The sequence below is a fragment of the Parazoarcus sp. PS-13 R2A genome (assembly GCF_057621855.1).
This window is the reverse complement of sequence record NZ_JBYEXN010000005.1, coordinates 165,573-182,148: the sequence shown is the minus strand read 5'-3', so window position 1 is coordinate 182,148 and position 16,576 is coordinate 165,573. Positions and strand designations below refer to the sequence as shown.

Annotated in this window: 16 protein-coding genes; 15 read left to right on the top strand and 1 reads right to left on the bottom strand. The window is 62.2% G+C overall.

All coding sequences use genetic code 11. The features are described 5' to 3' along the window. Positions 1-33: 33 nt before the first annotated feature. Positions 34-1,140, top strand: a complete 1,107-nt coding sequence (locus AC22G6_RS07395) for an alcohol dehydrogenase catalytic domain-containing protein (RefSeq protein ID WP_487366240.1) — start codon at positions 34-36, stop codon at positions 1,138-1,140. A gap of 94 nt (positions 1,141-1,234) precedes the next feature. Then, the gene (locus AC22G6_RS07390) at positions 1,235-1,771 is read left to right on the top strand and encodes a cupin domain-containing protein (RefSeq protein WP_487366239.1); all 537 of its coding nucleotides are present in this window, start codon (positions 1,235-1,237) and stop codon (positions 1,769-1,771) included. Between the two features lie 31 nt (positions 1,772-1,802). Here AC22G6_RS07390 and AC22G6_RS07385 read toward each other — a convergent pair whose 3' ends face one another. Continuing rightward, positions 1,803-2,537, bottom strand: a complete 735-nt coding sequence (locus AC22G6_RS07385; RefSeq protein ID WP_108948128.1) for a GntR family transcriptional regulator — start codon at positions 2,535-2,537, stop codon at positions 1,803-1,805. 171 nt (positions 2,538-2,708) lie between these two features. Between AC22G6_RS07385 and AC22G6_RS07380 the strand changes: the two genes are divergently transcribed. From AC22G6_RS07380 to AC22G6_RS07320, 13 genes are all read left to right on the top strand, one after another. Beyond that, positions 2,709-3,587, top strand: a complete 879-nt coding sequence (locus tag AC22G6_RS07380) for an alpha/beta fold hydrolase (RefSeq protein ID WP_487366238.1) — start codon at positions 2,709-2,711, stop codon at positions 3,585-3,587. Positions 3,588-3,660: 73 nt separating this feature from the next. After that, positions 3,661-4,092, top strand: coding sequence for a lipocalin-like domain-containing protein (locus tag AC22G6_RS07375; protein ID WP_108948130.1), 432 nt, complete (start codon positions 3,661-3,663; stop codon positions 4,090-4,092). Between the two features lie 33 nt (positions 4,093-4,125). Next, positions 4,126-5,013, top strand: a complete 888-nt coding sequence (locus tag AC22G6_RS07370) for a VOC family protein (RefSeq protein WP_487366237.1) — start codon at positions 4,126-4,128, stop codon at positions 5,011-5,013. 129 nt (positions 5,014-5,142) lie between these two features. Next, a complete protein-coding gene (locus AC22G6_RS07365) occupies positions 5,143-6,144 on the top strand; it encodes an AraC family transcriptional regulator (RefSeq protein ID WP_487366236.1) in 1,002 nt (333 codons plus the stop codon). A 5-nt stretch (positions 6,145-6,149) separates the two neighbouring features. Then, positions 6,150-7,118 carry an AraC family transcriptional regulator gene (locus tag AC22G6_RS07360; RefSeq protein WP_108948132.1) on the top strand — a complete coding sequence of 323 codons (969 nt, stop codon included), beginning with the start codon at positions 6,150-6,152 and terminating at the stop codon, positions 7,116-7,118. A gap of 179 nt (positions 7,119-7,297) precedes the next feature. After that, on the top strand, positions 7,298-8,527 hold the full coding sequence (locus tag AC22G6_RS07355) for a styrene monooxygenase/indole monooxygenase family protein (protein ID WP_487366235.1): 1,230 nt from the start codon (positions 7,298-7,300) through the stop codon (positions 8,525-8,527). Positions 8,528-8,537: 10 nt separating this feature from the next. Next, positions 8,538-9,749, top strand: a complete 1,212-nt coding sequence (locus AC22G6_RS07350; RefSeq protein WP_487366234.1) for an OmpP1/FadL family transporter — start codon at positions 8,538-8,540, stop codon at positions 9,747-9,749. A gap of 9 nt (positions 9,750-9,758) precedes the next feature. Next, positions 9,759-10,256, top strand: a complete 498-nt coding sequence (locus tag AC22G6_RS07345) for a flavin reductase family protein (RefSeq protein WP_487366233.1) — start codon at positions 9,759-9,761, stop codon at positions 10,254-10,256. Between the two features lie 306 nt (positions 10,257-10,562). Further along, entirely contained in the window at positions 10,563-11,903 is a 1,341-nt protein-coding gene (locus tag AC22G6_RS07340; RefSeq protein WP_487366232.1) for a Rieske 2Fe-2S domain-containing protein, read from the top strand. Between the two features lie 95 nt (positions 11,904-11,998). Beyond that, positions 11,999-13,021 carry an FAD-binding oxidoreductase gene (locus tag AC22G6_RS07335; protein ID WP_487366231.1) on the top strand — a complete coding sequence of 341 codons (1,023 nt, stop codon included), beginning with the start codon at positions 11,999-12,001 and terminating at the stop codon, positions 13,019-13,021. Positions 13,022-13,045: 24 nt separating this feature from the next. After that, complete coding sequence (locus AC22G6_RS07330) at positions 13,046-14,371, top strand: M20 family metallopeptidase (protein WP_487366230.1); 1,326 nt, start codon at positions 13,046-13,048, stop codon at positions 14,369-14,371. 34 nt (positions 14,372-14,405) lie between these two features. After that, entirely contained in the window at positions 14,406-15,164 is a 759-nt protein-coding gene (locus AC22G6_RS07325) for an aspartate/glutamate racemase family protein (RefSeq protein ID WP_108948136.1), read from the top strand. Continuing rightward, positions 15,161-16,567, top strand: a complete 1,407-nt coding sequence (locus AC22G6_RS07320; RefSeq protein WP_487366229.1) for an amidase — start codon at positions 15,161-15,163, stop codon at positions 16,565-16,567. Before AC22G6_RS07325 ends, AC22G6_RS07320 begins: the two co-directional genes overlap by 4 nt. Positions 16,568-16,576: the final 9 nt, after the last annotated feature.

Here is a 16,576-nt window from a genome sequence, read left to right as displayed (position 1 = left end):
CGACAGTGCGCCCGCACCCCAGGAGGAAGAGACATGACAATGATGAAGGCGGCCCGGTTGCATGAGATTGGCGGAAAGTTCGTGCTTGACGAAGTACCGGTTCCGGTACCGGGTAAACACGATGTGCTGGTCAAGGTTGAGGCCTGCGGAGTCATACCCAACCTCAGGAACGTCGTGACGCATTTCCCGACCTGGTATCCGTTCCTGCCGCTTCCCGCATTGCCCGCCATCTTCGGGCTCGACGCGGCCGGAACGATCGCCGCGGTGGGTGAGGGCGTGACCTCTTTCAAGGTGGGCGAAAGGGTCTATGTGAATCCGGGCGTCGGATGTGGTGAGTGCCGTCATTGCAAGCGCGGCGAGCCGACCCGTTGCGACACTTACACCTTCATGGGCTACTTCGGCTTTGGCAAGGATTCCCAGCAGATCTTCAAGAAATATCCCTATGCGGGCTATGCGGAATACACCACCGCACCGGCTGCAAACCTCGTGCGCCTGCCCGATAACCTGAAGAGCGCCGAAGCTGCCCGCTTTGGCTATCTGGGTACGGCGTATTCCGCCATCCGCAAGTCGGCGTTGAGACCGGGGCAGGACATCCTTGTCCTCGGTGCGACGGGTACGCTGGGCGTTGGCGCGGTGCTGCTCGCGCTGGCATTCGGTGCGTCCCGTGTGGTCGTGGTTGCGCGTGACGCGGCAGCACTCGGCAGGCTCGTCGCACTCGATCCGCAGCGGGTCATCGCGATCACGCTTGGCGAAGGCAGCATCCACGAACAGGTCCGGGCCCGGATCCCCGACGGCGTCGACGTGATGCTCGATACGCTCGGTGCCAAGGCGCCCGCCGAACTTTCGGTTGATGCCATGCAGGCGGTGATCCGTGGCGGGCGCATTGTGCAGATCGGGGGCGTTGCCGGGCCGATCCCGATCGATCCGCATCCGTTCATGTGCGCCCAGTTGCAATACATCGGTTCGCTCTGGTTCACCGCGGCAGAGGGTGACGAGATGGCCAGCATGATTGCTGCGGGCACCGTCGACCTCGGCCTGCTTGAATCGCGCCCGTTCGGCCTCGACCAGCTCAATGAGGCGCTTGATGAGATCGAGGCGAACGGCAACGGTTTCGCCAACTTCCACATTCGCGTGCAGTAGTTCCATTACCCGGCCACAACGCCGTCCGCTCATAGGCGGCGGTGCTGTGGCCGCAGAGAAGGATCGTTCCGCAAACGCACAGGAGAGCATCAAAATGCAGGGAAATCGTGTTGTAACTGGTTACAACGCCAGCGGAAAGGCAGAAGTCGTCCTCTCGGGGCCGGTGCCGGGCAGTAGCGAGTTCGAGCACACGCCGGGCTTCTCGGCTGCAGTCGTGTGGCAGACCACTGCGGAGCCGAAAATCGCCTCCCGCGCGTCCGATCCGGTGCTCGGACTCGAGTCCGTCATGCCGATGGTGGGCGGGACGACCGCAATGCTTGTCACCTTTCCGCCGGACAGCCTGTCTGCGGGCCCTGATTTCGATCCGGAGAAGGCTGGCGCCGAGTTCGCGCAGCGTCTGCCCGGTCTCGTCGACACCTTCGAGGCGGATGGATCGGGCTATCACCAGACCGACACGATCGACTACGGTGTGGTCATCGACGGCGAAATCTGGCTGGACCTTGGCGAAGGTGAAGAGAAGCGCCTGGGCAAGGGAGATGTTGTTGTCCAGGTCGGCACCCGGCACGCATGGCGAAATCGGGGTACCGAACCTGCGCGCATCTTCTTCGTGCTGATGGGCGCGCGCCGCTAAGCGACCACACGCCACAGCCGGCCGGCGGCGCTCAGGCCGCTCTGCCGGTGTCCGCCTGCGAACGGTCGAGCAGTCTGCTGTTCAGAATGACATCGACCGGACGCTGCAGATGTCTGCGCAGCAAATCGACCAAAGCGTCAGCATTCCTTTGCATGGCGAGCTCGAAGATCTGTTCGTGTTCGTTGTGTACATCCCGCGGGCGCGGACCGTCCAGCGCCGACAGCCTGCGATAGCGCTCCGCCTGCAGATGCAGCTTTGCACGCAGGTTGAGCAGGCGACCGGATGGCGCAGCGGCAACGAGCGCCTCGTGGAACTCGAAATTGCGCCGCTCCCACTCCTCGTAGACTTCGGCCGTCCGTGCGCCCAGGCGCTCCTCTGCGCGCGTCAGCCGGTGAAAGCTGCTCACCAGCCTGGCCTCCCAGTCATCGTTCCCGTTTGCCACGCTCTGACGTGCAGCCTCGGTCTCGACCAGTGCGCGCAGGTACACCAGGTCTTCGAGGTCGGCCACCGACATCGGTGCAACCGTGAATCCTCTCTGCCCCTGAGCAACGACCAGCGCATCGGAAACGAGCAGGCCCAGGGCTTCGCGCAGGGTGCCGGAACTCATCTTGTACTGTGTCTTGAGATGTTCCACCCGCATCTTCTCGCCGGGGGCGTGGACGCCAAGCACGATATTTCGCCGGATCGCACGATAGGCCGTTTCGATCAGGGTGGCGGGCGGCGTGGAGGACATTCCGTCGGTCACATTCGTGGCGTCGCGAATCATGGTGTGGTGAGCGTAGTAGGGAATGTGAAAATCATAACATTCTTCATATGGTTGACATATGAACTTATAACCGACAATCTACGAAAAAAACAACAACACGAATAAATCTCGAGAATATGGTGCAGGGATGGAATCCCCCTCGGCGCCGGTAAATCGTAAAAGGAGCGATGCATGAGTGAGAGCAACCCGGAGATCGGCCAAAGTATCGACGTAAGGGGAATCAGGACCAACTACCATGATCTGGGTACGGGTTTCCCATTGTTGATGATTCACGGCTCGGGGCCGGGCGTCAGTGGCTACGTCAATTGGCGCACGGTGATGAATCCCCTTGCCGCAGACCGTCGGGTGATCATTCCCGATATGGTTGGATTCGGTTTTACCGATCGCCCCGAGGGGCAGCGGTACGACGTCGACACATGGGTCGACCAGGCGATCGGTCTGCTCGATGCACTCGGTATCGCCCAGGCGGACATCGTGGGCAACTCGTTCGGCGGTGCGCTCGCCCTCAAGATCGCGATTCGGCACCCCTCACGCTTGCGTCGGATCGTGCTCATGGGGAGTGCAGGCATCGACTTTCCCCTCACCGAGGGACTCGACGCCGTCTGGGGGTATGAGCCGTCGCTTGCCAACATGCGCAAGTTGCTCGACATCTTTGCCTTCGACCGCAGCCTGGTGAACGACGACCTTGCCCGGTTGCGCTACCAGGCCAGCATTCAGCCCGGATTTCAGGAATCGTTCTCGGCCATGTTCCCGTCGCCCCGCCAGCGCTGGGTGGAGGCGCTGGCCAGCGACGAAGCGCAGATCCGCGCCATACCGCACGAGGTACTGGTGATTCACGGGCGCGAGGACCAGGTGATTCCGCTGGAGAGCTCAGTGCGTCTGACCGGCTTGATCGCACGTGCGCAGTTGCATGTGTTCGGGCGTTGTGGGCACTGGACGCAGATCGAACAAGCGGCTCGCTTCACCCGGTTGGTGCAGGATTTTCTGGGCGAGGCGGCAGCCAACGAGCCGCTCGTCCAGGTGAGCGCTGCCGAGGCCGCACTGGCCTGAATGTTGCTCAGGTCGTGATCGATAACGATGAGCGGGCGCGCAGCGATCCGGCCATCAATGCAGGAGCAAGGAATTGAAGAACGAAAGTATTGAAGGGCGCTGGAACATCGTCTCGTGGCGTCAGGAGTACGACGATGGACGCAAGGTCTTCCCCTTTGGAGAGCAGATCGAAGGCTTCATCCAGTACGGGGAGGGAAACATGTTCTGCGTGCTGTCGAAGAAGCCGCGGCGGGCGTTTACCACCGGCGGTCAGTGGGATGCGGCCGACAGTGAAAAGGCTGCGGCCTATAACGAATACCTGACTTACGCCGGCCGCTACGAGTTCGACGGCGAAACCGTGAGCCATCTCATCGATCTGTGCATTTTTCCTAACTGGCAGGGAAGCGTGCAGCGCCGCAAGGTGATGCGTACTGGGCCAGATGAAATGACCCTGGTCGCCAGAATCGAGGATGGCACCCCCGAGGCGAGGACGGCCGTGCTCGCCTGGCGGCGTGCGTGTGCTTGAGGGAAGGATATGTTGGAACAGGAGGCAGGCTTGATGGGACAGGTGAAACGGCTGGCTTATATCCAGATCGAGGCCACGGATCTTGAAGCGTGGAGCGCTTTCGCCGGCGGCGTGATGGGGTGCGAAATCGTTCCGGGCACCCCCCCCGGCGATCTGCGGCTCAGGGTCGATGATCGTCCGTGGCGGATACAGGTTACCGAGGGGCCGCGCAACGACATTGTTGTTGTAGGGCTGGAGGTCGATTGTGGTGAAGATCTAGCGGCCATCCGCACGCGCCTCGCCGATACCGGAATCGACGTACATGCAGGGAGCACCGAGGCCTGCGAGGCACGCGGTGTCCGCGAACTGCTGTGCTTCCGCGATCCGGCAGGTATGGAAGTGGAACTGTCCTACGGTTCCCTGATGCGCCCGCAGCAGCCCTTCAAGTCGCCGTTGGCGCATGGCGGCTTCGTCACCGGGGACCAGGGACTGGGCCACGTGATGCTGGTGGTGGAGAACGTTGCCGAGGTGCATCGCTTCTATTGCGAATTGCTGGGTTTCGTTACCAGCGACTTCGTGGCCACTGACAACTACGGCGGGCAGAAAGGCAGTTTTGTGTTCATGCGCTGCAATCAGCGCCATCACTCTTTAGCAATAGGTTATCTTCCCCTTGGGCGACGGCTCGGACACCTGATGCTCCAGCTGCGGGAGTTCGACGATGTAGGCCGTACCCTCGACAGAGTGCATCAGAGCCCGTTCCGTCAGACCCGCGCGTTGGGACGACATATCAATGACCGGATGTTTTCGTTCTACGTCGAAAGTCCATCAGGAGTGCAAATCGAATGTGGTTGGGGTGGGCTGGAGGTGGAAGAGGGCGATCTTGAGGTCAAGACCTACGATGTGACCAGCGCGTGGGGGCACCAACACCTGTTGCCGAAGTGAATGGTTCGCCCCTGCATCTGATGGGGCCTGGGGCGAACCGTACCGGATGACGGTGCACCGAGCGGCGGCAGCACAGTCCACCGAAGAGTGGATGCCGGGCGGACACCACAGAGAGACAAAGGAGTCACGATGCAATTGCAAGGTTTGGCATACGACCGCAATACCGTTGTGGAAATGGGTAGCTTCGAACGTTTTCAGACGCGTGACCTGGAAGAGGCACGAAGCTGGGGGACGCGAGTGTTCTGCGAGAACAATCTGCGTAGCCTGGATTCCCGGAAGCCCGTCAATGCGCGCATGTATTACCGTCGCATGAACGGTATCGGCGTAGGACGCATGAGCTACGGTGGAGAAGTCACCATCGAGCCTGGCGTACTCGACTCCTTTTATCTGATTCAGATGCCGCTGTGTGGTTCGGAGCGCATTGAGTGCGCCGGTGAAATCACTCATAGCTCGGCCGGCACGGGTTCGGTGCTCAGCGCGCATCGTCCCGTGCGCATCCGCCATGCCGAGCGCACGGAGAAGCTGATCCTGAGGGTCGATCGCGACCTGCTCGAAAGGCATTGCCGGCAGCATCTGGGGGGCAATCTGCCCGATCGCATCGAGTTCGACACGGCGATGCAGCTGGAAACCGGTGCGGGTCAGCGCTGGATGCGCACGATGCACTGGCTGCTCGAAACTCTGAAGTCCGAGCCTGATCCGCTGTCGCCGCTTTTGTCGGCCCAGATCGAACAGATGGTCGTGACCATGTTGCTCGTGTGCCAGGGCAACACCTGTACTCGCGCGCTGTGCGAGGATTCACGCACCGTTGCGCCCGCCTTCATCCGTCGCACCGAGCAGTTCATCGAAGAGCGTGCCCACGAACCGATCACCGTCGGAGACATGGCGGAGCATGTCGGGGTCAGCACGCGCTCCCTGTTTACCGGTTTCCGCAAGTACCGCAATACCTCGCCGATGCTATTCCTGAAGGAAGTCCGGCTCACTCGTGTGCGTGAACAATTGCTGCGCAGCGAGACCGGGCGTACCACGGTGACTGCGGTCGCGTATCAATGGGGCTTTGGGCATCTCGGCCACTTCACGACCGACTACAAGCGCCGTTTCGGCGAAAGTCCATCCGAGACGCTTGCGCGTTAACTGCGATGACGATCGGGCAATCTGCGGTTTACCGGTCGAGCGATCTGGACGAAACTCGCAGCATCGTGGCGGGGATCTATTGCGATCACCGCCTCGACCAGCTTCGTAGCAGAGCGTGCCTGAAGTACGAGCATGCCCATTTTGCAATGGGCGGGTTCAGCTTCAGCCGGATGCGCTATGGCGCCGATGTGAGTGTCGACGTGGACACGCTCGGGGACTTCTACCTGATCCAGGTGCCACTCAGCGGCACCGACCGGATGTGCGTCAACGGACATTCATTCTGTTCCGATTCGCGCTACGCATCCGTCAATGCACCGATGAGCGGCCTCGGCATGAATTGGAGTGCCGACTGCCTGAAATTTGCCGTCAGGATCGAACGCAAGCTTCTCGAGGGCCACGCCGCGGCGCTGAGTGCCCGCCCGGATGACGGGCCGCTTGTGTTCATGCCGTCGGTCGACCTCAGGCTGGCTGCTCCGCGCTCATGGGTGGCAACTGCGCAGCATGTACTCAACGAACTCCAGCGCAACCCTCAGCTCGCGACGCAGCCGCTGGTCAGGACGCAGTTCGAACAACTGCTGATGACGACGCTGCTGAGCTGGATGCCGGGCAGTTTCGGGGAGGCCGTTCAAACAGAGCGTCGGGTGGTGCTGCCGCGCCATGTCAAGGTGGCCGAAGAGTTCATGCGCGCAAATCCCGAGCAGGTGATGACGATTGAAACGCTGGCCAGTGTGGTGGGTGTCAGCGGCCGTACCCTGTTTGACGGATTTCGCAAGTTTCTTGGGGTGAGCCCGATGCGCTACCTGCGCGATCTGCGCATGGAGTGTGCGCGCCGCGATCTGCTCGACGCCTCCAGGCCACGCAGCGTTACCTCCATCGCGACCCATTGGGGCTTCTATCAGCTCGGACGCTTCGCTTGCGACTACCGTCGACGTTTTGATGAACATCCGCACGAGACAATGGCGAAAAGGCGTTAAGCCATAATATCTGCCCGATCGTGGTGCGTGCGCGCACTGTGTTGGTGAGTGCTTGTTTTTCCTGCGGTTTTTGCACGTTGTTTGCAGTCTGCGCATATTTCTCTGGTCCAGGGTCCGTCAAATTGGGGCTGTCTTCGATGTCGAAGATTTCGCACCAACCCAAGACGGAGAGAAGCAACATGCGCAAGATCACCATCATCGGTGCAGGTCAGGGCGGGCTTCAGCTCGGGATCGGCCTGCTTTCCAGGGGTTACGACGTCACCCTCGTTTCGAATCGCACCGCAGAGCAGATCTCCCAGGGCCGCGTCATGTCGAGTCAGTCGATGTACGACATGGCGGTCGGCTATGAGCGCGACCTTGATCTGGCGTTCTGGGACGACGCCTGTCCGCCCATTTCCGGCGTTCATTTCCGGGTGGGTGGATCTGACGGCGTGACCCCGATCGACTGGCGTTCGCCCATGCGTGCGCCGGGACAGTCGGTGGATCAGCGCATCAAGATGCCGGCCTGGATGGCGGAGTTCGAACGCCGTGGCGGCCATCTCGTCATCGCAGACGCAGATGTGCCGGATCTCGAACGCTATGCCGCCGACGCCGACCTTGTCATCGTCGCGTCCGGAAAGGGGGCGGTGGGGGCCTTGTTCGAGCGCGATGCGGAACGCAGTCAGTTCGATGCTCCCCTGCGCACGGTCTCGCTGACCTACGTTCACGGCATGAAGCCGAGGGAGGATTTCACTGCCCTCAATATCAGCGTCAATCCGGGGATTGGTGAGTATGTAAACTTCCCCTCACTGACCCATACCGGTGCCTGCGACATCATCAATCTGGAGTGTATTCCGGGAGGCCCCATGGATTGCTGGCAAGAGGTTGACTCGCCCGAGGCGCACTTCAAGCTGGCGGTGAAGCTCATTCGTGAGTTCTTCCCCTGGGAGGCAGACCGGTGTACCGATCTTCGCCTGACCGACGCACTGGGCACGCTCGCAGGCCGGATCACGCCCACCGTGCGCAGACCTGTCGGCAAACTGCCTTCGGGGGCAGTCGTCCTTGGTATGGCGGATGCGCTGGTGCTCAACGACCCCATCACCGGGCAGGGCTCGAACAACGCAAGCAAATGCGCCGCGCTCTACATGGAGGCAATTGTGCAGCACGGGGACGAAGCCTTTGACGAGGCCTGGATGCAGGCGACCTTTGAAGCCTACTGGGACTACGCGAAGTGGGTGACCCGCTTCACCAACACCCATCTCCTGCCGCCGCCCCCGCAAGTGTTGAAGATCTTTGGCGCCTGCGGAGAGAATCCGGCGCTGGCCGCCCGTGTCGCCAACGCTTTCGACGATCCCAGGAGTCTTGCGCCGTGGTATTACGACGCGGCAGAGGCGGATCGTTTCATCGACTCGTTTGCGGTTGCGGCCTGAGGTCGGCGACATGGAAGCGAAAACGATGCGAATCAATTGCGGACGCAGGCTGCTCGGCAGCCTGATCATTGCGCTGCTCGGTAGCTCCGGGCAATCGGCCTTCGCCACACAAGGTACGTTTCCGCATGGCTACGGTGTGAAGTCCGAGGGCATGGGGGGCGTCGCCATCGCCCTCGCGCAGGACGCCATGGTGGGCGCGACCAATCCGGCAGGCATGGTGCTGGTGGGCAACCGGGTGGATCTGGGGGCCGCGTTCCTCCAGGTGGATAACGGTGCCTACTTTGCCGGCACGCGCTACGACGGCAGCGCAGACAAGAGCCTCTATATCATCCCCCAGCTGGGTGCCAACTGGATGGTGGATGCGGTGTCGAGCCTGGGCATCACCGTGGTTGGCAATGGCGTCGGCACCAACTATGACAATGATGACAACATCGGCGGGCTGAAGGCGGCCAGCTCGGAGCTCACGCAGATGGTCGCCACCGTCTCGTATGCGCGCAAGCTCGGTGAAGCACATGCTCTTGGCGTGGGGGTGGTGCTCGCACGCCAGGTGCTCGATATCGGCGGCACAGCCAGTATCGGCCTGCCCGAAGGTCGGGACGATTCATACGGTGCCGGCGTGCGCCTGGGCTGGACCTGGGATGCAGGCCGCGGCCTGAAACTGGGTGCAATGTGGGCGAGCAAGGTCGACATGGGGCGCATGGACACCTTCGAAGGCTTGCTGCCTGAGCGCGGCAAACTCGATATCCCGGCGAGTTACGGGTTCGGCGCGAGCTATGTGAAAGAGGCGTGGACCTTCGGCATCGATGCACAACGCATCCTCTGGAGCGATGTGCGCGCCTTTGGCAACGACGGTGTCGGCGGCGCGACCGGCGTCCCCGGGTCGAAGAATGGCCCCGGCTTTGGGTGGCGCGATCAGACCATCTGGCGAGTCGGCGCAGCGTACGCGGTCGATTCGCAATGGACACTGCGTGCGGGCTATAACCATGGCACGCGTCTGCTCGACAGTCGCGACACCTTCCTGGGCGTGCTCGCGCCCGCCGCAAACCGCCGTCATCTCACCCTTGGGGCAAGCCTCGCGCTGAAGGACGGAGGCGAGTTTTCCGTGGCCTACGCGAGATCATTCAAGGAGACGGTGCATGGTACGGGTGCCGCGCCCGACGGACTGACCGCGCTCTACATGGGGCAGCACTGGTTGTCCGCGTCTTACAGTTTCAGGTTCTGAGGAGAAATGATGATTGAGCCTGCCAACTTGCGCCGCGCCTTTGGTCAGTTCGCCACCGGCGTCACCATTGTCACCGCGCTCGACACCGAAGGCGCACCGGTCGGGGTGACCGCCAGCAGTTTCAATACCGTATCGTTGCAACCCCCGCTCGTGCTCTGGAGTATCGCCCGCAGCGCATACAGCTTCGATGCCTTCGCTGCTGCCGGTCATTTTGCGGTGCACGTACTGGATGCTAGTCAGCGCACCTTGTCCGACCGCTTCGCACGTGCTTCTTCCGATAAATTTGCTGACCTGCGCATCGGCAAAGGGAAGGGCGACGTACCGCTGCTGGAAACGGTAGCGACCGTGTTCGAGTGCGAGACCGCGCATCGCTACGATGGCGGTGACCACCTCATCCTGGTCGGAAAGGTGCTGAATCTGCGCCTGCCCGCGGATTCTGCTGATCCCCTGTTGTTTCATCGGGGGCGGTATGCGGCAGTCGAAGCAGCGGAGGGTGTTGTGACTTAGTGGGGGTGTCACCCTCAAGGCTGGGACGACGGGTGGTAAAGAAAATGGCATGTCGATCGGTATGACGGTTGGCGTGCCATTTTTTGGTCCAAGCTCGCCGGAAGGTCGCGGTCGGGCGGCACGGGCAAGGCGGCGGCAGCTGCCAAGGCTTCCACCATTTTCTGCGCTTACGGGATAAGGCGTGTCCGCAATGGAGCGCGTGGTGTGGGTGTGGTGCCTAGGATGTGGCTCATGAAAGTGTTGCCGGGGTGCCCGGTGGCGCAGGCGATGAGTTGCGCTAGGCGCATTTGGACAGGGAGCAAATCAATGGCAGACGAACCGGTAGTGCGTCGGCGGGTGGTGAAGGCGGCGAGCGGGATCAGCGAAGCGCGGGTCAATGGCCAGAAGACGCAGAGCCAGTACCAGCCGTACAAGGATGCGGCGTGGGGCTTCATCAACCACTGGTATCCGGCGGTGTTCAGCAAGGAGCTGGGCGAGGACGAAGTGAAGGGCATCCAGATCTGCGGCATTCCGATTGTGCTGCGCCGGGTCGATGGCAAGGTGTATGCGCTCAAGGACCAGTGTCTGCACCGCGGGGTGAGATTGTCGGAGAAGCCGATGTGCTTCAACAAGAAGACGATCTCGTGCTGGTACCACGGTTTCACCTTCGACCTGAAGGACGGCAAGCTCTCGACCATCGTGGCCAACCCGGACGACAAGCTGGTGGGTACGACGGGGCTGACGAGCTACCCGACCGAGGAAGTGGCGGGGATGGTGTTCGTGTTCGTGCGTGAGGACGACTTTGCCGATGAAGACGTGCCGCCCTTGTCGCAGGATCTGCCGTTCCGCTTCCCCGAGAACAGTGAACGCTTCCCGCACCCACTGTGGCCGGCCGCGCCGAGTCTGCTCGACGCAGACGCGGTAGGTCACGGCATGCACCGGACCGGGTACGGCAACTGGCGCATCGCGTGCGAGAACGGTTTCGACAACGCGCACATCCTGGTGCACAAGGACAACACCATCGTGCACGCGATGGAATGGGTGCTGCCGCTGGGCATCCTGCCCACGAGCGACGACTGCATCACCGTGGTTGAGGATGAGCAAGGCCCCAAGGGCATGATGCAATGGCTCTTTACCGAGAAATGGGCGCCGGTGCTGGAGAATGAATCGCTGGGGTTGAAGGTTGAAGGGCTCAAGGGTCGCTTCTACCGTACCTCGGTGGTGCTGCCCGGTGTGCTGATGGTGGAGAACTGGCCGGGCGAGCACATCGTGCAATACGAATGGTACGTGCCGATCACCGACGACCTGCATGAATACTGGGAAGTGCTGGTGAAGGTGTGCCCGACGGAGAAGGAACGCGCGGACTTCCAGTACAAGTTCGACCGGGTGTACAAGCCGCTGTGCCTGCACGGCTTCAATGACTGCGACCTGTACGCACGCGAAGCGATGCAGAACTTCTACGCCGACGGCACGGGCTGGGACGACGAGCAGCTGGTGGCCACCGACATCTCGCCAATCACGTGGCGCAAGCTGGCCTCGCGCTGGAACCGCGGGATCGCGAAGCCAGGCAAGGGCGTGGCGGGATCGGTGAAGACGCACAGCATCCGCTTCAAGGACACGGCCGCAGGCAAGCCGCCGGGCTACTTCGTCGAGCAGATCGAAGACTGAGTGCGGCAGTGTGCGGTGCAGGTGCCGGTCGATCCGGTTGCCGGCACCGCACATCGTCGCTGCCAGTGATTCTCCCAACAGAGCAGAGACCAATCATGAGTCAAACCCATACGGTGACCTTCCGTTTCGCCGACGGGGCGAGCCGCGCGATCGACGTGGCGGAAGATGAAACACTGCTTGACGCAGCACTGGCAGGCGGTGTGCCGCTGATGCACCAGTGCCGTTCGGGAAGCTGTTCGAGTTGTCTTGCCACGTTATGCGAAGGTAATACCAGCAGCCAGCCCGGCAGCAGCTCGACCCTGCTTGCCAGCGAATACGAGGCGGGTCATCGCCTGTTGTGCGTAAGCCGTGCGCAGAGCGATTGCACCTTCGATCTGTCCTACGGCAGTGCCGAGGGCGGTGTGGTGCCCGTCGAGGTGAATGCCTTCGTAAATGCCATCGAGCCGATCGCATCCAATGTGGTCAAGCTGTCGCTGGAGTTGGCCGAGGGCAACTGGCTGTCATTCAAGCCGGGGCAGTTCGTGCAGATCGAGGTGCCGGGCGTCGGGAAGTTGCGCAGCTACTCGCCAGTGTCGACCGAGGCGGATCTGCCCACGCTGGAATTGTTGATCCGTCTGTTGCCCGAAGGCGTCATGTCTTCGTGGTTGAAGAGCGGCGCGAATGTTGATGACGTGGTCAAGCTGAAGGGGCCGTATGGTGCCTTCTTCCTGCGTGAAAAACGTCGTGCGCCGCACATCTTCGTCGCGGGTGGGACGGGGCTGGCACCGGTGCTGTCGATGATCGACCGCATGCGCCAGATTGGTGGGCGCAAGCCGCCGATGTTGTTGAGCTTCGGCTGCGCCACGTCGGACGCGCTGTTCTATCTGGATGAGCTCGAACTGCGCCGCCAGTGGCTGCCCGGTCTTGATACCCGGATCTGCGTGGATCGCGAGCCCGACAGTTGCTACCACAACGGCAGTCCTGTTTCCGCGCTACGGCCCGAGGATGTCACCGACCCGGACACCGTGGCCTACCTGTGCGGCCCCCAGGGAATGATCGACGCGGCTACCCGACGCCTGATCGAGCTAGGCGTTGCGCCCGAGAACGTGTTTGCCGAGCAGTTCGTCCCCAGCAACTGATAGAGACAACGGAGCCCCGTACCCATGACAGAGACCACACCCGTTCCATTCTCCGCCGAACAGCAGCAGTGGTACGAGCAGGCGTGTGCCCGGCTTGACCCTGAACGCCTGAAGCAGTTGCTGTTTGCGCTGACCGACATCCACAGCCCCACCGGTGCCGCGCGCGCGGCAAGCGAGTTCATGGCTTCGCACCTGTCGGCCACCGGCATGAATGCGCGTTATCAGCCGATGAACGACGGCAGCGGCAACGTGCTTGCCGAGTACCGTGGCACTGGCGGCGGTGCGGCCTTGATGCTCTACGCACCGATCGACACTCACCTTGAGTGTGACGATGCCGAGCGTTCGTGGACGGGCGGGCAGACGGAGGCCGACATGCAGCCACGGGCCAAGATGCAGGACGACTGGGTGTTCGGCCTCGGTGCGTCCAACCCAAAGGCCATGGTCGCAACACTGACCGAGATTGCTACCGCGCTGATTGAATCCGGAGTGCCGATCACCGGCGACCTCCTGCTCGGAATGGCCGACGGTGGCATGCCGGTGGATGTGGCTGCGCGCCAGCATGCAGGCATGTCGAACGGGGTGTTGCACATGCTCAATCGCGGCGCCGCGGCAGACTTTGCCGTGGTGATGAAGCCGTGGAACTGGGTGTATCACGAAGAGCCCGGCATGGGCTGGTTCAAGCTGCGCGTGCATGGCACCCTCGGTTACGCGGGCGTGCCCCGTGGAACGCCCGGATTCCGCAGCTCCGTGGTGCCGGCCGCTGCCGTGATTGAGGCGCTCGAGGAATGGCTGATCGCCTATGCCGAGCGCAATACCTCAGGCGTGGTGGCGCCCCATGGCTGGATCTCGGGTATCCGCTCGGGAGACCCCGAGCGCGCGGCCTTTCCGTCCGCGATCACCGAGCTCTTCTTTGATGTACGGATCAACCCGCGCACCTCGCCGGCCGAGGTCAAGGCGCAGTTCGCGGATTTTGTCCGCGATCTGCAGGCGAAACGCCCCGACCTGGTACTGGACTGGGAAATGTATGGATCGGTACCGGGCGGCACCACCGACGAACGCAACTGGGTCATCCAGTCTGCGAAACGGGGCTGGGAGCACATCGAACAACGGCCGCACGGGACGCCTGATTTGCTGGGTGGGCAGACCGATGGCACCGCGTTGAGGCGTTACGGGGTGCCGACGGCACGCATTGGCTGGCCGTGGCCGGCTGAGGGATCGCCGGAAGTGCTCGCAGAGGGGCTTGGCGGCATGGGTGCGACCTACATACCCGATCTGATGCCTTGCGCACGAAAGATCATGTACATCGTCATCGACACGCTGACCCGCACGCGCAGCGAGCTTGGTCTCTGATCCGGCCGCAGCCTTTCCCCTTGTGGAGTCGCATATGAGCAAGAAAGTAAAAATGATATTCCCGGTGCCGATGAGCGACGCCACACGACCGATGGTCGAAGCGCAGTTGCCCGCCGGGTTTCGGCGACCTGACATCGAGGTCGAGTTCGTCGGCGCGGGCAGGGTGATGACGCTGGCCGACAGCTACTACGACATGGCGATCATGGAGATGGCGGTGATCGAGGCGGGGATGCGCGCCGAGGCCGAAGGCTTTGACGCGGTGTGCATCAATACGGTGAGTGACTCGGGTCTCGCCGCGCTGCGTGCCCGGTTGTCGATCCCTGTGCTGGGGCCTGGGCAGAGCGCCTTTCACGTTGCGGCGATGCTCGGTCACAAGTTCAGCGTGCTCACGATGTGGAAGCGCTGGTTTCCGCTCTATCGCAAGACCATCAATGAGTACGGTCTGGGGTCGCGGCTGGCGTCCATCCGCGCGATCGATGTCCGTCCGGACACCGAGGCCTTGCTCAGCGGCAAGGAAGAGGTCGTGTTTGCGAAGCTCGAGGCCGAAGCACTGCGGGCGATCGACGAAGACGGAGCGGATGTCATCGTGCTCGGCTCGACCACGATGCACCAGTCCCACGCCTATCTGGCCGAGTGCCTGCCGGTGCCGGTGCTCAATCCGGGTGTGGTGGCCTACAAGATGTGCGAACTCTTTCTCGATCTTGGCCTGGTGCAAAGCCGCCTGGCTTATCCCGCACCGGAGACCTTCAAGGACGAGGCGTTTTCGACGTTTTCCGGTGGAGGTATCGCATGAACAGCGTGAATCTGAGCGACTGGCACTACCTCGAAATCAGTGAATTGGCACCCTTGCTGAAGCGCAAGGCGCTGTCACCGGTGGAACTGGTGCGCAGTCAGCTCGACCGCATCAGTGCAATCGACGGAAAGTTGCACGCCTATGCAAAGCTCATGGCCTACGAAGCGCTCGAGGCCGCGAGCAAGGCCGAATCCGAGATCGGGCGGGGCCGCTATCGCGGCCCACTGCACGGCATTCCTGTTGCAGTAAAGGACTTGTTCTGGACCAAAGGGGTGGTGACGGCTGCCGGAACGACTGTGCACCGTGATTATGTCCCGCAGGAAGATGCAACGGTCGTCAGGCGCCTGCGTGAGGCAGGTGCCATCGTACTGGGCAAGCTGCAGCTGACCGAAGGTGCATTCGCCACGCCTCATCCGTCGTCCGTGCCACCGGTGAATCCCTGGGGCGCAAATCACTGGACTGGTGCCTCGTCGAGCGGGTCGGCGGTGGCCGCCAGTGCCGGATTGTGCTTCGCCTCGCTCGGGACCGATACCGGCGGATCGATCCGTTTTCCTTGTGCAGCGAACGGACTGACGGGGCTGAAGCCATCCTGGGGACGGGTCAGTCGTCATGGCGTGTTCGAACTGGCGGCAACGCTGGACCATGTCGGACCGATCGCGCGTTCGGCGCGTGATGTGGCCCTCATGTTCGAGGCCATCGACGGGCCCGATACGCTCGATGCGAGCTCTTTGCCCGGGGTTGGTACTGCGGTACTCGCGCCTCGTCACGGATTGAAGGGCGTTCGTGTGGGTGTGGATCGTGAATGGAACGCAAGGGCAACCGATGAAGAGACGCTCAAGGCGATGGAGGGTGTAATCGCGGCACTGCGTGAGCTGGGTGCCGAGGTGATCGAGGTGCGCACGCCGGAGTCGTTTCCCATCGCCGGTGCGTGGGAGATGCTGTGCGGCGTGCAGGCCGCTGTCGCGCATGCTGAAACCTATCCGGCTCGGGCGTCCGAGTACGGTCCTGCGCTCAGTCGCCTGATCGATGTGGGTCGTGCAACTGATGGCATGAGCTATCAGCGCGTCATCCTTGATGCGATTGCTTTCAGGGGACGTATGAGTGCGCTGCTGGAAACCATCGACATGCTCCTCGCCCCGGTACAGCCCTTTGCTGCGCCGACGCACGAGCAGCTGGGTGCGCTGGCACAGGACCCGGAGCTTAACCAGCGACTGATCCAGTTTACCTCGCCCTTCAATGTGAGCGGCCACCCGGCACTATCCATGCCGTGCGGACATACGGCCGATGGGATGCCCATCGGCTGCCAGCTGGTCGGGCGCAGAGGATACGAGTCCGCGCTGATTGCGGCCGGTGAGGCGTTTCAGGGCATCAGCAAATGGCACCGGATGCACCCACCGGTGTAAGCCACCTGC

Excerpts from the sequence above, each read along its gene's own strand:
- AC22G6_RS07395 (WP_487366240.1), top strand. The coding sequence starts at position 34 with ATGACAATGATGAAGGCGGCCCGGTTGCATGAGATTGGCGGAAAGTTC.
- AC22G6_RS07390 (WP_487366239.1), top strand. The coding sequence starts at position 1,235 with ATGCAGGGAAATCGTGTTGTAACTGGTTACAACGCCAGCGGAAAGGCA.
- AC22G6_RS07385 (WP_108948128.1), bottom strand. The coding sequence starts at position 2,537 with ATGATTCGCGACGCCACGAATGTGACCGACGGAATGTCCTCCACGCCG.
- AC22G6_RS07380 (WP_487366238.1), top strand. The coding sequence starts at position 2,709 with ATGAGTGAGAGCAACCCGGAGATCGGCCAAAGTATCGACGTAAGGGGA.
- AC22G6_RS07370 (WP_487366237.1), top strand. The coding sequence starts at position 4,126 with ATGGGACAGGTGAAACGGCTGGCTTATATCCAGATCGAGGCCACGGAT.
- AC22G6_RS07365 (WP_487366236.1), top strand. The coding sequence starts at position 5,143 with ATGCAATTGCAAGGTTTGGCATACGACCGCAATACCGTTGTGGAAATG.
- AC22G6_RS07360 (WP_108948132.1), top strand. The coding sequence starts at position 6,150 with ATGACGATCGGGCAATCTGCGGTTTACCGGTCGAGCGATCTGGACGAA.
- AC22G6_RS07355 (WP_487366235.1), top strand. The coding sequence starts at position 7,298 with ATGCGCAAGATCACCATCATCGGTGCAGGTCAGGGCGGGCTTCAGCTC.
- AC22G6_RS07350 (WP_487366234.1), top strand. The coding sequence starts at position 8,538 with ATGGAAGCGAAAACGATGCGAATCAATTGCGGACGCAGGCTGCTCGGC.
- AC22G6_RS07345 (WP_487366233.1), top strand. The coding sequence starts at position 9,759 with ATGATTGAGCCTGCCAACTTGCGCCGCGCCTTTGGTCAGTTCGCCACC.
- AC22G6_RS07340 (WP_487366232.1), top strand. The coding sequence starts at position 10,563 with ATGGCAGACGAACCGGTAGTGCGTCGGCGGGTGGTGAAGGCGGCGAGC.
- AC22G6_RS07335 (WP_487366231.1), top strand. The coding sequence starts at position 11,999 with ATGAGTCAAACCCATACGGTGACCTTCCGTTTCGCCGACGGGGCGAGC.
- AC22G6_RS07330 (WP_487366230.1), top strand. The coding sequence starts at position 13,046 with ATGACAGAGACCACACCCGTTCCATTCTCCGCCGAACAGCAGCAGTGG.
- AC22G6_RS07325 (WP_108948136.1), top strand. The coding sequence starts at position 14,406 with ATGAGCAAGAAAGTAAAAATGATATTCCCGGTGCCGATGAGCGACGCC.
- AC22G6_RS07320 (WP_487366229.1), top strand. The coding sequence starts at position 15,161 with ATGAACAGCGTGAATCTGAGCGACTGGCACTACCTCGAAATCAGTGAA.